The sequence below is a fragment of the Chryseobacterium salviniae genome, assembly GCF_035819015.1.
GTDB classification, from domain to species: domain Bacteria; phylum Bacteroidota; class Bacteroidia; order Flavobacteriales; family Weeksellaceae; genus Chryseobacterium; species Chryseobacterium salviniae.
Window position 1 is genome coordinate 134421 of record NZ_JAYLAA010000037.1, and the last position, 14209, is coordinate 148629.

Genomic DNA, 14209 nt, shown 5'->3' on the forward strand with positions numbered 1-14209 from the left:
GACTGTAAAAACGCTGATTACTTTTAAGGATTTTTTGATTTTTAACTTAAAAAATTCATTAATACGAATCATTGTATTTCCAATAATTGCATTGATTTTTTTTGGAATAAATTATTATAATGCAGATAATGATAATCGGGAATTTATGGAATCAGCATCGGTCTGGCTGCTCGTTTTCTTTTTGTTTATCATGATCCGCACTTATTTTAGTGTAAAAAATATCTTTTATTCCAATAAAAAAATTCAGGAAAATATTTCCTACATTTTTACGGATGAGAAAATCTGCATGGAAGGTGAAACTTTCAGCGAAGATTTTACATGGAATTCGGTTTATAAGGTTAACGAAAATAAAGAATGGTTCCTGATTTACCATAACGCACAGACCATGAATATGGTTCCTAAAAAGTATTTTACAAAGGAACAGCTTTCAGAACTTAGAGATATTATCAGAAAGAATAATGTAAAAGCAAAACTAAGGAATCATTAAGCATGTTTGCTAAAAATTAAACATTTAAAAGAATTGAAACAGCATTATTATTTACCGGAAAATATTTAATTTATATATTTGACAATCAAAAAAATTCATGATGTCCGTACATAAAACATTATATATATTCATTCTTAGTTTTCTTTCTGTGTTTTTTGTGAAAGGCCAGGATAAAGTTCCTTTCGGCGTGGTAAAGGCTGAAGAAGGATACGCCATGGTACGCGTTCATAAGGACGACTACCGTAAAATTATTGATAAAATAAGGATGAAAACCGGCGACGTTTTTATTTACGTAAAACCCGCACCTGGCGAAACAGAATGGATCTGGATCAAATATCCTGAAAAAGATGATACCGATAAACCTTTTGTGCGCTACGACAGTATTACCAAAGAAGGAATGGTAAATAAAAACCGTGTGGTATTCATTGATAAACTTCCGCCATTCACTCCTTCAAAATCTAAAAACGGAAGATCGCTTATTTTTACCGATGATACCAATCCTAAAATTCCGGGAAACCAGAGAACAAAAGTTATAATAGATGTATATCCTTCCTATGCGCATTTAAAAAAACAGGTAAAAGATGCTGACGGAAATATCATAAAAATCGATAAAGTAAAATCCTGGGGGGTCGGTAAAGAGATACCGGAAGGAATGACGGAAATAAAATCGGTACGCGTACAGCAGCCGGGAAGGGGTTCCGTTTTTGTAAGAGATGCCATTAAAAACATGTTTCAGCCCACGATGGATTTCAGTAACGTAGGTGTAACAGCCATCGATAATGACCACATTTTCCTGTACATGACCAATGGTTCCGGAGAAAACAGGTATACCACTATCTGGACTATTAAAGAAGGGAAAGTACAAAGCCAGATCATCTATAAAAACCCGGAATAATTCGCTAATATTCATTATTTTTGCTGCCGGAAGTCCAGCTTTTTGGCTTTCAGAAAATTGGTTTTGCTTAACTGCAGATTAAAAGGGAATCGTGTGAAAATCACGAACTGTCGCGCAACTGTAAGTAACTGAAGTCTTTATTAATAATCCACTGCAACTGCGGGAAGGGAATAAAGATGTTACAAGTCAGGAGACCTGCCTTTTTTCTTATGATAAAAACTTTCGCGATTTGAAGTTTATTGATCTACAGTGTCCGGAGATTTTACGCTCTGCTTTTTCTGTTGTTCCTAAATTTTCATTTCGCTTTAATTTAATAATGAAATATGACTACAGAAGAAAGAATTGAAGCCTCGGAAACCAGAATTTTCAAAGCCGTTTTCCCGAATACGACTAATCATTACGATACTCTTTTCGGAGGAACCGCCATGCAGCTGATGGATGAAGTTGCCTTTATCGCTGCCACACGATTTGCCAGAAAGCGCGTGGTAACGGTAAGCAGCGACAAGATTGATTTTAAACGGTCCATCCCTGCCGGGACAATTGTGGAATTGATTGGAAAGGTTGTACATGTTGGAAATACAAGCATGAAAGTGAATGTGGAAATCTACACCGAGCAGATGTATTCTTACGAAAGGGAAAGAGCCATCGTAGGAGATTTTACTTTTGTTGCGATTGATGAGTTTAAAAAACCGATTCAGATTTTATAAAGAGATTCCGGCGACCTTCGGTCGCCGGAACTCAATATTTTCACTGTTCTTTAAGCGGTTTCGGCGGGCTTTGCCCGCCGAAACCTTTTTTATTTCAACACCTTTTCAGTTTCCAGATTTTTAATTAATAGTAATTGAAAAGCCTCCCCTAATTCATCAGAAGCCCGGCTGATCGCATTCTCCAGCATATTTCTGATCTGCTTTTCCGTAACGCCTGCTTCCGTCCAGCTCTTTCCGGAAGTATGTGAATTCAGAATAAAAGGCATAATCCGGTCGATCGCACAGGCAAAAATAGCGTCCGGGGTCTGTTCTCCCTCGAATTCCAGCCAAAGATTAAAAAATTCGGATCGTAAAGGCTCATCCAAAATTCCGAATATCTTTTGTGCAGAAACTTTTTCCCTTTCAAATTTCCCGATCATCGCCTTTTCATCAAACAGGAAGGTATCGCCGGCTTCAATTTCTACCAGATCGTGAATGGAAAGCATTCTGACTACTCTTAACAAATCAATATCTGCCCGGTTTTTAGCATATGGAAACAGAATCTGTGCAAGAATGATAATCTGCCAGGAATGTTCCGCTGTATTCTCTCTTCTGGAATCGTCGGCATTATAATTTCTTCTTTGGACATTTTTAAGGGCATCTACTGCCAGGATAAAATCGATCTCCTTCTGGATTTTCATTATTCTACGTATATTATATTTGTATTGAATTGAAATTAGCCCCAAATATGTATATTAAAAATGACTCATTTCAGTTCTGCAAAATTAAAACTTTAAAAGTAAAGTTTTCTTAATTAGAACATTAGTATTATTTTTATATAAATATCTTTCTATGGCATTGCAATACAATTATCCACCGGAAATAACAGGAAAAAGGAAGCTCTACTCCCTCATTAACGGAGTAAAAGATCCTTTGGGTGTTATCAATGGAAATCATGCCATGATGGGAGACAGCTATCATTTAAGAACTGCCTTCACAAATAAACATTTTATTTTTTCCCGGGATAAAGAATTCATAGAATATATTTTAAAACAAAACCACAAAAACTACTTCAAATCTGAAATACAATCGGTCACTTTAGGGAAATATCTCGGTAACGGCTTACTCACCAACAACGGGAAAGACTGGCTAAAGCAGCGTAGATTGATCCAGCCCGGTTTTAGCAAAGTAAAAATCACCAATCTGGTTTCTATTATGGAAGATGAAATTGATAAAGCATTCCGGTCTTTTAATGATGAAACGGAAATTGATTTATATGAATTTTTCCATACACTGGCTTTCAATATAGTGGCTAAAACCCTCTTCAGTTCAGATATTGATGAAGAAAAAGTAAAGGAGCTTGGGAAGATAATTACCGAAATTCAGGAGATTTTTGCGAAAGAAGTAAGAATACCTTTTTATACCCAGGCTTTAAATATTCTTGGTATATCAGATAAAAATATAAGAAAAAGCAAACAGGCAAAAAATATAATTCAGACTGTTCTGGAAAAAAGAAGAAACTCCGAGCAGGAAAAAAATGACCTTCTGGATATGCTCATCCATGCCAAATATGAAGACACACAGCTTCCGATGTCTGATGAGCAGCTTGTTGACGAAATGCTTATCCTATTTATAGCCGGTCATGAAACGACAGCCAATGCGTTAACCTTTATTTTTTTTGAAATCAGTAAGAATACGGATGCAGAAAAAAAATTAAAAGAAGAGATTGCAGCAGAAGGCGAACATGTTTTTAATCCCGAAAGCTTAATGAAAAAATCTTTCACAATCAATGTCATTAAAGAAGCAATGCGGCTGCATTCCCCGGCCTGGGCTATTGACAGGCAGGCTTTGGAGGATGATAGCTTTAAAGAATATTCTTGGAAGAAAGGTACTTTAATTATCCTTTATATTGCAGGACTTCACAGAAATCCAAAATACTGGAAAGACCCCAACGCTTTTATACCGGAACGTTTTGACAGTGAAAATGCAAAGAATTTTGCCTACTACCCTTTCGGAGCCGGGCCCCGCCTTTGCATCGGCGAACATTTTGCCATGATGGAAATGGCCCTTATTGTTCGTAAATTCTATAATAACTATAGCTTCATTTCTTCCCAGAATGAACTACAAAATATAATCGCCAAAACTAACTGTCCCAAAAAACAAAACTGAATGTCAAAAAAATATAATTTTAAACCCCATTTAAACAAGAGTTAAATGGGGTTTAAAATTCACTAAAATTCTACAATAGACTTCAGTCCGTGTTTTTTATCAATTAAATTCAAAATCCAGGTTAAAACCTTACCAATACTGCTCAATGTACCGTCACGTTCATTTTTACCTAATGCTGATGATATAGTTTCTTCAGGATTACCAAATTTGTAACCATTGTTTTTACGCAGCGTTTTGTTCCATAGCGTACGAAACTCCCGGTTTCCAAACTTATCAATATTTACTGCTGAACTCCGGAAATAGCCTTTCGCATGATCTTTTGCTGTTGATAATACCACAAAGTAATTGATAAAGGTAAGCGGTAGTACTAAGATGTACGCAATAAAAAAAAGCAATACATCAATTAAATATCTCTTCATATGTCATTGATTTTTTCTTCAAACAATTGAGCGTAAAGGCTCATGAATTTGCCAAAGATATCGACTAAATGCACCGATTTAGACTTAATCAAAAATCTTACATATTGTATTGAAGAAGTCTTAATAGTCTCTATCTTTTCACTTATCACATTATCCTCATCATCTTTCTCAATCACAGTTTGCGTAATAAGGTGACCATCTGCGCCCATAATCTCTTCGACATTGCCCTGATGAATTTCCCAATTTGGCATTATCAGGCGTTTATGAATTTTGTTGCCTTCTTTAAGTATTAAATATTGTCTTACATTAACGTAGATTCGCTCTTCCTCACCTTCCATGTCAGGAGTATTAAAACCTGTAACAACCAGTTTTCTTGCAAATTGCGGGTAAATTGGATGATCGGGTAATGATATTTCATACCAAGTTTTGCCAGTACTTTTTATCAGGTCTAAAATCGCTTGATTCTCAGGGCTGATTTTGATTTCTGTTTTCATTTTAAAATAAATAAAGTGTTTCTATGTTTCCTGAAATTTTGCTGTCGTAAGCGTGGTTTTGAAGCTGAGCTACTAATCTCAAAGCATCTGTTGAACCTGTAGCATTCAATGTTGTAACCACATTAGCAGTGGTATTTATAAATAAAATGGTATAAGCATTTTGAATCCTTTGAATGATAATCTTATTAGTTAACTGTTGTGTTTGCATTCCAAACCCAGCATTAGAACTGTAAACAGTTGCATATGTAGAATTAACATAAAAATCAGTGAATGGATATCTATAGCCATTATTTGATTGCCAAGATCCGTAATTTCTTCCTCTATAAAATAAAAATGGTAAAAGCGATAGGATGTTATTGGAAGCCACTCCTGTTATTCCAAAATAAACATTCCCTCCTGTTGTATCAGAGCCACCTTGTGCTGTTGCAATTGTAATACTACATTCGAGATAAAAATTAGTATTGGCAGGTATAACACTGCTTGACAGAGCAGATACAATAAAGGTACTATCTGATGCTAATGCTTTTACATTAGCATCTACACTTAATCCAAAAGAACTGCCGCTGGCAGTATTTAACGGCGAAACAAAATCGTTGAATGTTTTTATGTTCCAAGTTGTAGATGATAGGTCTTGTGTTGATAAAGTAGAAACTACATTTATTACTACCGCTGCTCCTGTAGTCATTGTAGCAACTCCATTATTTAATCTTATCCTATATTGCCCTATGGGTAAGTCTTTAAAATTGTAGTAGAATGTTAAATCAATTCCGTTGGTATATAATTGCACTTGTGAATTGGGTATTGTCGCCACAACGTTTGTTCCGGTGCTATCTACAATTTGTACAGAGAAATTAGCAGGAGATAAACTCAGGTTTGCTCCCTTTAGTGTCAACCAATAATTTTTATCTTGCTTATCAACAACAGGCGGCGTAATAATTGCAACACTCATTGTTCCTGTAGAACCTCCACCATTCATGACTGTTTTCCACGTCGTTTTTTGAGCTTCAGTCAAACTGTTTGCTAAAGCCAAAAAATCTGCATTGTCAGAAAACATCAAAGGTCTTTTTATCCCAGTATCGTCGCTGCCAAAAAACCTCTTCGCATTATAAGTTAACTGCTGGGGTAATGTTTCCGGATTATCATTTAATACCACAGCCTGCACTCTTGCACGACCTGTCAGGTGCAGCATTTCCGATGGTGTTGTTGTACCTATACCGTATCTTGTGCCATCAAAAAATAAACTTGAACCTGTAAAATCGGCTCCGTTCCAAAAGGTAAGGTAATTTGATGCCGGATTAATTGCCCGCCATGTTACAGAACCCGAAGCAAACCGAGCCACATAGTTCCCGGCTGCTGTCGGTTTATCTATCTTTGCATCTAAAGCCGCCTGCAACCCCTGAACCATCGCAATAGTAATGTTTGTTAATCCGGTAGGGATATAATTTTCCGCAGTGGTTTTGCTACCTCCTTTATAGATATACAAAGAATAATTTCCAGAGATGTCCGCAATGGCAATGATGTCGTTTTTTTCGTACTGATAATTCGCATTATTTGCCATGAAAGATGCTAAAGACGTTTGCGTAGCTATAATGAGTTCCGTAAGTCCCAATGCTTCGATTTTATCAGCTCTTATCTTTCCACCTTGTACATAATCTGCAATCATCATCACCATATCCCGGATTTGATCTTTATTAAAAACTTCTGTTGAAAGACCATCATCCACCAAACCAACATTATTGGGAATACTTTCTACATCCAAAGCATTGCGCCATGCCTGTATATTATCATAGTTTAAATTGGATGCATCCAATTTTGCAAGCACTGTGTTATGAGCGTTTACATCGGTACTATGTGAAGCCCCGAGTTTATTATTTAAAGCATTTTCAAGTCCGGAAACTTCTGCGATGTTCAATAAAGCATCTTTGTGCCTGAATGAAGAAAATGTTTCCCGAAATTGTTCCTGTGTCGGGATGTCTCCGGTTTCAAACCAGCTGAATATCGTTGTTAAATCTGCCATATCTATTGGAAGTTTGGTTCTATGAAGTTTACTATTTTAGCCGGGTTTACTACATTTACAGGCTCTGAATTTCCGCCCGGATTAATGGTTATTGTTTTATTTCTCCACTGATTTCCGCCGCCATCAAAACCACCGCCTGAAGGAGTACCGTCATAAGGTTGGATCACTCCGAAAGAGGTGTTTAGATTCGGAAGGTTATTCTTCACGAGTGTAACGGTTTTATTACCCACTGTTGCGCCAAGGGTTGAGAAATCCACATCATTTGGATCACAGTGAATGAGCATTTTTCCTGTAGTATCGGTGCATTCTTTCCATCCGGCAGGAATTTCGCTTGCAGGTTTTCTGAATGGCAGAATTACACCGCCGTTGACAATAGGAGCTGTTTTCATTTTTAAAATGGCAATATCTGCCAAAGCTGCATCAAGATCAGACTGGTTTGCCTTTAATGCCAATGCTTCTTTTATCTGTTTTAAAGTATCAATTCTGACGAAATCTGCCCAGTTATAGACTGTGGTTGAATCTCCGAACTTTACGGTCTTTTTTTCAATGAGAATCTTTGAGACTTGATTTTTGAAAGTTTTGTAAATATCTTCCTGGTGAATGAAAACAGTTTGATATATTGTGCCGCCTTCAAAGAAAAGAACATCGCCGTTGATTACAACTATTCCCGGATTTACAAGAGTTCCGTTGATTTCACACCCTGATAAAATTGTCAAATGACCGGCAACATCTCCAATGACGTTAAAAATTGCGTACGCATTTTGTAGCTGATCCATAAGATCGGCAGTTAATGGTACCCCATCGGTTTGCATAAATTTGAAATTCAGTCTCATATAATTTCTAATCTGTAGTTTTTAGATTGCAGCATATAATATTCTATTTCTGCACGTAGTTGTAATTCATTCAATCCTGCCGGAACCTTAACGATGAAATCAAATTCCGAAATCAGTTCGGCTTCTGTATAGAGATAAATAGGAAAACTGTCAATGTAAAGCCATTGCGTTTTTGATCGCCATTGATCGTCCTCAGCTTCGGTGTATAAAAATGTTCCTTCAAACAATACCGCCTTTACAATTTCAATTCTTCGTTCTAACGGATCAAAGAGATCATTAAGCCTTTTTTGCATCGAAAACTTTTGGCAGGTTGTGTTGATTCGGATTAAGTTTTGCTTTCTGGATTTCAAAAATTCGATATAAAGCGTTTCAAGCGGTATAATCAAAACGCAAACGAAAGCGATCCAAAAAGAATTTCGGAAGAAAGTCGGCATCCATTCAATGGCGAGCTTTTTAAAATTAATATTAAAAACATTGTCCATTATACGATGTATTGTAAGCCTGTAAAATCTTCTATTTTAAAACGTCCGGAAACCGGAATCACCGCCATATTAATGGGCTGGTATATTCCGTAACCGTTCTGTGCCGGATCAATCCATTTTGATTGAATTTGCAAAGTCTGCAAATCTATAACCCCGTCAACATCAAGTATTGCTGTTTCCAGCTTTTGCACACTCAATTCACCGTTAAACGGCAGGTTTTTGAGAAAGTTTTCTATTGCCTGCTGTACTGGATATTTTGCCGTTAAAATATTCATGCCATCTGCTTTCAAAACCATCGGATCATATTTTATTTTAAAGGAGAAATTGAGGATATCCGGAAGGTAATTGATAATCGTTACATGATCTCCGGCAGGTGCAATTTCCTCTATGTATTTTGAAAAGGCTTCCATTTGATCTGTGGTGAAAACTCCGTCCAAATCGGCAGGAGCTATTTTCATCACTATTTTTGATCGGCTATTTTCGATAACCCGGTTACAGGCTGCATATTTTACAATTTTTGAAGCTTCAATCTGCTCATCAGTCGCAATCACGTCAACGCCGTTATCTTCATAAGTCGATTTAAACTTATCGGTTTCCGGTTGCAGATCAAAACCATATTGAAAGCGCAAAGCTTCGTTTCTGTAACGTCTTAAATTGAAAACTTTTTGTGAAGCAATCAAGTCTCTTATTTCTTGTAAATGCAGGTTTGCCGCTAACTGGAAATTATAGATAACAAATGAAACCACTTGAAGCAGCAATCTCCAGATGCTTACTTTTGACGTACTGTTTAATTCTGATAATTCTGCCTTGCTGGCTTTTTCTGCAAGCATTTCAGCGAATATTTCTTCAAATGTTTTGTTCATTTTAATAAATTTTGAATGTTTGCCCAACTTTAAACCAGCCAATGCCAAGACGTTCTGTAAACTCATTCTCCTGGTAAGCCGTTGCGGGCTGTAACGCCTTTGAACTGTAGTAATTTGCAATATCAGTGGTGATTTCTATCGTTTCAGGAATAAAAATCTTACTTCCTGGAAGCAGTGAATCTGAAATCGCCAAGTCGTTGGCAGCTGCAAGACTGAAAGCATTAAAAACGCTTCCGGTGTGCTGGATGGCGATATCCAATAATGACTGGTTATGCAGAACTGTTATTGTCATTAGTTTACCTTACCGTTTAATTGTTTGTATTTTTTCAGTTCGTTGGTTAGATTCTCCACTTTTTCCTCCAGTTCTGTGATGATTTTCTTTGCATCGTTAAACTCCCGGATTGCATTTTCCAGTCTTTTGCCTAAATCGTCTGCAAGATTTTTGTAAAAATCAAGCAGTTTTTCGGCATTCTCAATTTGTGAAGCTTCAGTTTCAGCTTTCAATTTTTTTCGTCCGAAAAACCATCCGCCAAAGCCTGTAATTAAGGTTGTTATCAATAGCGTTAAAGGCTCTTTTAATATTTCTATCATGATATGTTAATTATCGTTACGGCTCCATTTGGTGCAGTTGCTGTGATGGTCATGTTTTTTATCTCGAAAATCACTGCTTGTGCAAGTTTTTCAGCAAATTTTTCCTTTGACGACTGTGGATCGTTCTCTTCGATTCCACATTCATCCATTACTGCAATGATCTTATTTTTCAAACGAGTTTCAGAAGTTGCCATTTAATCAGTTTTTAAAAAGTCTTTAAATCTATTTTCAATCGCCAAAAATTGCGGCTTATTCACTAACGAAATTGTACTTCCGGTGTTTGTGGTAAACTTCATATTTTGTATCTCCTTCAGCAAGTCGCTCATCAGTTTTGCAAGGGTTTCATTTTGTTTTTTCAACAAGAACCCGTCATTATCAATTTGCAGACGTGTATTTTCAATTTGTAAATCAAAATCTTCTATCTCACTGAAAAACTCTACATATAGTCTCGTAATGCTTTCATTGATGGGTGAAACCAAAACATAACTGTCAACTTTCGGGAAGAGAAAAAAACGTTTTCCGTTATCTTCTACCGTTGCCGAAAGTGCTACATCAGTAAACTCCAGATTTCCGTCATTTACTACGCAGGTACCTTCGGTTTTATCAACAGAAACTACCTGAGCCGGAAATGTAGAAACCCCACGATTTCCAAGCATTTTAAGTCCTTCCTGTAGTTTTTTATCAATACTCATAGTTTATTGCTTATCGTTACATCTCTTCGGGCTCCGTCTGTTCCGAAAGTGGTCACTACTTTTTTTATGAAATATTTCCCCTCTCGGTTTTTATGCTTTTTATCCTGAATTACTGCTGCCATTCCACGGGTCGCATAAGGAATAAGAAACGATTTTACAGAACCTTCAAAACCGTCATACTTTGCAGACTTCAAAGCTGCTTCCGCCATTTTTCGCAGTTCCTTTTCGTTAAACACATCTTTAATCTCCATAGAACGCACTTCGCCATCATCATCGCCAATCTCCACTTTGATCTGTTTATTTTTTTTGTCCCGGCAGCTGTATTTTACTTTTATTCGTTTTTGCTCAGCAGACTTATATTCCAGATTGTTTTCTACAATATTATAGTTCAGGTCATAGATAACATTTTGAAGTACATTATTCAGCTGCTGTAATCCAGCATACAGTTTACCTTCATCATCGAGATAAATACTCAATCCATATTCTTCTTTCAGCTTTTGCAAAACCTGTGTTCCGTTGGCATTTTGAATGATAAATTTGTCAATCTCAAACCCAGGGATCTTATCCGACAATTTAAGCTCTGTTCCGGAAACAACTTCCTGCAAGATGGTTTTCAGCTCCGTTTTTTTATTAAAAGCTTTATTGATGTTTTTTCTGCGCAAAAGCCACATCGAATCTTCACATTTGATCTCCAAAGGAATTTTGCTACCGATGCTGTTCACAAAGCCTGTAAACTCAACGCCTTCATATTTGCCTTCATAAGCGAGCTTTATCACTACTTTATCACCAACTTTCACCGCATCTTCAGTATATTTTTCTTCACCGTTTTGCTTAACTTTAAATTTCGCAGGCATTGTGATGACGGCGGTATCTACCAAATCCTCTACACTTTTTGTAATTTCTACATTCGTAATAGAGCGGAAGGTATAATCACCAATTTTAATTTCAGATTTTAAAATAAACATCAGCTTTGTATTAATCTGTTTTTTTCCGTCATATCAGCAAAAAAATCGTTATCACTTACCGCAGTAATCGTATATTTCTGTAAACCCTGCTCACCCGCCATCTCTTCCCAGTTTATAGACTTCAGAACCACACTTCGGATTTCAAAAAGTTCTAAAAACGGATTCGTAACGACTTCCAGTCGGTCATTGATCAAAAACATGCTTTGTATCATTTCTACCTGATCAGACGGGAAAACATCCCTTTCGTCCGGATCATCATTTACACACACACCACGGATGGTAATCTGATAATCTTCTGTACAGATATACTCTTTTACGGTGCCTATTCTCTCTGTGCCTACTGTAGCTGTTTCCACAATGGTTTTTTGCAAACTCATTGAAATGAGAGGTTCGTTTGGCAGATCAAAGGTTTCTCCTTTGTAGGAAAAAGAAATCTGCTGAAAGTAACGACCACCCAAAAGCAAATCTCTGGCAACATTTTTTAGTGATGGTAAAACAAATTTTGTTTTGTTCTTTCCCCACCAGCTTGGAAATGCAGGCCCCACATAATCCAAATGTGCTTTGGCTACTAATTCTTTGAAAGTAAATTCCATTATCCTGTTTGCATTTGGTTGACAGAGTTTACGGCTCTTAATAAAAGCTCCTGTATTTTAGCTTCGATTTCTGCACCGCCTTCTTTTAAATTAGTGGTGTGTACCTCAATTTTTTCGTTGAGTTTACCAATATTGATGGTGATATGCGTTTGTTTGCTACCTCCCGAAACAATGCCGTCCTTATCTTTCTTCTTTTCATCTTTATTTTTGTCAGCTCCTGGAGCGGTAATACCTTTGTTTTTGCCAATGCCATTTAAGTAATCTTTAGGATCACCCTGTTTAGGACGTTCAATTCCTTTGAAAGAATTTTTTATCTCATTAGATCGGTCTGAAAATAATCCTCCGGAGCTTTTTTTCGGTTGGTTTTTATTTCCTTCTTCCCATCCTTTATTAAAATTCCCAAAAGCAGCCTTACCGTCTTGCAAAGCTTTTGCCGCGGAATCTGCTCCCATCAATTGCCCTGCGGATTTTTTTCCAATCTCCCAGGCTGTTTTCCAGTCTCCTTTAAAGAAAGCAACCAAAGCCTGACCTATTCCGGTAATACCTTTTAAAAGTTCTGTAAATCGGTTGATAACATAATTTTTTATCATTGTGCCAAAACCTTTCAACACTTCCCATGTTCCCAGAACTGCACCTCTGAACCAACCGAACTTATTCCACGCAAAAACAATGATTCCGACTAATGCAGCTATCGCAAGAATCACTAATCCTATCGGATTTGCTGACATGGCAATATTAACCGCCAACCAAGCTGCTGCCCAGCCTTCAGTTACCAATGTATTGAGAATAATAGCCGCCGTAGATGTACCAGTCCACCAAGTGACAAAAGCCAATCTTAAAGCCATTATTTGCAGAATTACATTATAGGCTGCAATTGCTGCAATAACTCCATAAACTATTTCAATATTTTGCGATAACATTTTTAAAAACCATGCTATCGTATCGCTTAGCAGGCTTACTATTACTAAAGCCCAAATAGAAGTATCGGCAAAAATCTGTATTGCTGTTGTAGCATCATTAATTCCAAATAACTCAGCCAGTAAGTTTTGAAACTGATCCGTTACAGCACTGATGTAAGTTCCCAAAAGATCAAACCAGTGTGCAATCTCCGGGAGATATTGCTGCACGAAGGCAAGTCCGTCACTCATCATCTGAAGCGTATCGCCGATAACACCACCACCATAACCACCAACGGCGACCAAGAAATTCCACCATTGATCTGAAAGGTTTGATAACCGTCCGCCTAATGTTTTGCTGACGGATTCCATTGAACCTGCAACGCCTTTCATTCCGCCATAAGAGATAATCGCATCTTTTAAAGCCTGTTCGTTATTCGCAACTTCTTTAGTAATTCCTTTAAATGAAAGCGTTACTTTGTCTCCAGATTTTGATGCTTTAATACCGAATTCTTTTAATCTTTCAAATTCTCCGGTCTGACCGTCGAGAATAGCTTCTACGAGTTGATCGAAAGATTTCCCCTGTGACGATGCCAAATCACCGATTTTGGTCATCTCTTCATAAGTCGGATTGATTCCTCTATTTACAAGTTTGATAAAACCGCCAGTTAACTCGTTGAGCTGATAAGGTGTTTTTGTAGCAAATTCGGTGAGCATTGCGAGCGCACCGTCACCGACTGTTTTACTTTGGAAGGTATTTTCGAGGACGGCAGAAAATTTCTCATATTCCGCCCTTGCTGTTATGACCTGATTGGTAAACGCCATCAGCGAAATTCCTGCAAAAAGACCGATTAATTTACTGCGAAGTCCTCCCAAAGCTGAACCCAAAGAATTTGAAGCTGTTTCATTCTTTTTTAAGTCTCTTGTGAACTCTTTTGAACGATCACTGGCAACGCCAATGCTCTGAGCTATTCTTCTTAAATTGCTCGTTGCCTGGTCACGCAGATTGATGATAAATTCGTAAGCGTTCATTTATTTAGTTTCAGAGGCTTCTTTCTCCTGAGTTCTTATAAAGTGTAAAGTTTGAATGTTTTCTGCCCAGTCTTCATCCGAAAGGTTTTCCGGGT

The 14209-nt window shown here is 37.3% G+C and carries 18 protein-coding genes and 1 riboswitch; of the genes, 4 read left to right on the plus strand and 14 right to left on the minus strand.

Annotated features, from left to right (window positions below; all coding sequences use genetic code 11):
* Positions 1-145 precede the first annotated feature (145 nt).
* The 3 genes from SOP96_RS09360 (at position 146) to SOP96_RS09370 (ending at position 2089) form a co-directional block, all read left to right on the plus strand.
* Entirely contained in the window at positions 146-487 is a 342-nt protein-coding gene (locus SOP96_RS09360; RefSeq protein WP_326320719.1) for a YcxB family protein, read from the plus strand.
* 97 nt (positions 488-584) lie between these two features.
* Positions 585-1382: a hypothetical protein gene (locus SOP96_RS09365; protein ID WP_326320720.1), complete on the plus strand. Its 798-nt coding sequence runs from the start codon at positions 585-587 to the stop codon at positions 1380-1382.
* A 41-nt stretch (positions 1383-1423) separates the two neighbouring features.
* A riboswitch (cobalamin riboswitch) is annotated at positions 1424-1599 on the plus strand.
* Between the two features lie 106 nt (positions 1600-1705).
* Positions 1706-2089, plus strand: a complete 384-nt coding sequence (locus SOP96_RS09370; RefSeq protein ID WP_029295099.1) for an acyl-CoA thioesterase — start codon at positions 1706-1708, stop codon at positions 2087-2089.
* A gap of 89 nt (positions 2090-2178) precedes the next feature.
* Here SOP96_RS09370 and SOP96_RS09375 read toward each other — a convergent pair whose 3' ends face one another.
* Positions 2179-2769, minus strand: coding sequence for an HD domain-containing protein (locus SOP96_RS09375; RefSeq protein ID WP_326320721.1), 591 nt, complete (start codon positions 2767-2769; stop codon positions 2179-2181).
* A 151-nt stretch (positions 2770-2920) separates the two neighbouring features.
* Between SOP96_RS09375 and SOP96_RS09380 the strand changes: the two genes are divergently transcribed.
* The gene (locus SOP96_RS09380; protein WP_326320722.1) at positions 2921-4237 is read left to right on the plus strand and encodes a cytochrome P450; all 1317 of its coding nucleotides are present in this window, start codon (positions 2921-2923) and stop codon (positions 4235-4237) included.
* 62 nt (positions 4238-4299) lie between these two features.
* Here SOP96_RS09380 and SOP96_RS09385 read toward each other — a convergent pair whose 3' ends face one another.
* Genes SOP96_RS09385 through SOP96_RS09445 form a run of 13 tightly spaced genes read right to left on the minus strand, consistent with a single transcriptional unit; the run spans position 4300 to position 14114 of the window.
* Positions 4300-4656 carry a hypothetical protein gene (locus tag SOP96_RS09385; protein ID WP_326320723.1) on the minus strand — a complete coding sequence of 119 codons (357 nt, stop codon included), beginning with the start codon at positions 4654-4656 and terminating at the stop codon, positions 4300-4302.
* Positions 4653-5150 carry a hypothetical protein gene (locus SOP96_RS09390; protein WP_326320724.1) on the minus strand — a complete coding sequence of 166 codons (498 nt, stop codon included), beginning with the start codon at positions 5148-5150 and terminating at the stop codon, positions 4653-4655. Before SOP96_RS09390 ends, SOP96_RS09385 begins: the two co-directional genes overlap by 4 nt.
* A gap of 1 nt (position 5151) precedes the next feature.
* The gene (locus tag SOP96_RS09395) at positions 5152-7167 is read right to left on the minus strand and encodes a hypothetical protein (RefSeq protein WP_326320725.1); all 2016 of its coding nucleotides are present in this window, start codon (positions 7165-7167) and stop codon (positions 5152-5154) included.
* Positions 7168-7169: 2 nt separating this feature from the next.
* Positions 7170-7979, minus strand: a complete 810-nt coding sequence (locus SOP96_RS09400) for a hypothetical protein (RefSeq protein WP_326320726.1) — start codon at positions 7977-7979, stop codon at positions 7170-7172.
* Between the two features lie 17 nt (positions 7980-7996).
* Positions 7997-8482 carry a hypothetical protein gene (locus SOP96_RS09405; RefSeq protein WP_326320727.1) on the minus strand — a complete coding sequence of 162 codons (486 nt, stop codon included), beginning with the start codon at positions 8480-8482 and terminating at the stop codon, positions 7997-7999.
* A complete protein-coding gene (locus tag SOP96_RS09410) occupies positions 8482-9345 on the minus strand; it encodes a nucleotidyltransferase (protein WP_326320728.1) in 864 nt (287 codons plus the stop codon). Before SOP96_RS09410 ends, SOP96_RS09405 begins: the two co-directional genes overlap by 1 nt.
* A gap of 1 nt (position 9346) precedes the next feature.
* A complete protein-coding gene (locus tag SOP96_RS09415) occupies positions 9347-9637 on the minus strand; it encodes a hypothetical protein (RefSeq protein ID WP_326320729.1) in 291 nt (96 codons plus the stop codon).
* Positions 9637-9936, minus strand: coding sequence for a cell wall anchor protein (locus tag SOP96_RS09420; RefSeq protein WP_326320730.1), 300 nt, complete (start codon positions 9934-9936; stop codon positions 9637-9639). Before SOP96_RS09420 ends, SOP96_RS09415 begins: the two co-directional genes overlap by 1 nt.
* Positions 9933-10130: a hypothetical protein gene (locus SOP96_RS09425; RefSeq protein ID WP_326320731.1), complete on the minus strand. Its 198-nt coding sequence runs from the start codon at positions 10128-10130 to the stop codon at positions 9933-9935. The genes SOP96_RS09420 and SOP96_RS09425 overlap by 4 nt, the downstream gene beginning before the upstream one ends.
* Positions 10131-10628, minus strand: a complete 498-nt coding sequence (locus SOP96_RS09430) for a hypothetical protein (RefSeq protein WP_326320732.1) — start codon at positions 10626-10628, stop codon at positions 10131-10133.
* Positions 10625-11593, minus strand: coding sequence for a late control protein (locus tag SOP96_RS09435; RefSeq protein ID WP_326320733.1), 969 nt, complete (start codon positions 11591-11593; stop codon positions 10625-10627). Before SOP96_RS09435 ends, SOP96_RS09430 begins: the two co-directional genes overlap by 4 nt.
* A complete protein-coding gene (locus tag SOP96_RS09440) occupies positions 11593-12186 on the minus strand; it encodes a DUF6046 domain-containing protein (RefSeq protein WP_326320734.1) in 594 nt (197 codons plus the stop codon). The genes SOP96_RS09435 and SOP96_RS09440 overlap by 1 nt, the downstream gene beginning before the upstream one ends.
* Positions 12186-14114 (minus strand): hypothetical protein, encoded by a 1929-nt coding sequence (locus tag SOP96_RS09445; protein WP_326320735.1) that lies wholly within the window; start codon positions 14112-14114, stop codon positions 12186-12188. The genes SOP96_RS09440 and SOP96_RS09445 overlap by 1 nt, the downstream gene beginning before the upstream one ends.
* Positions 14115-14209: the final 95 nt, after the last annotated feature.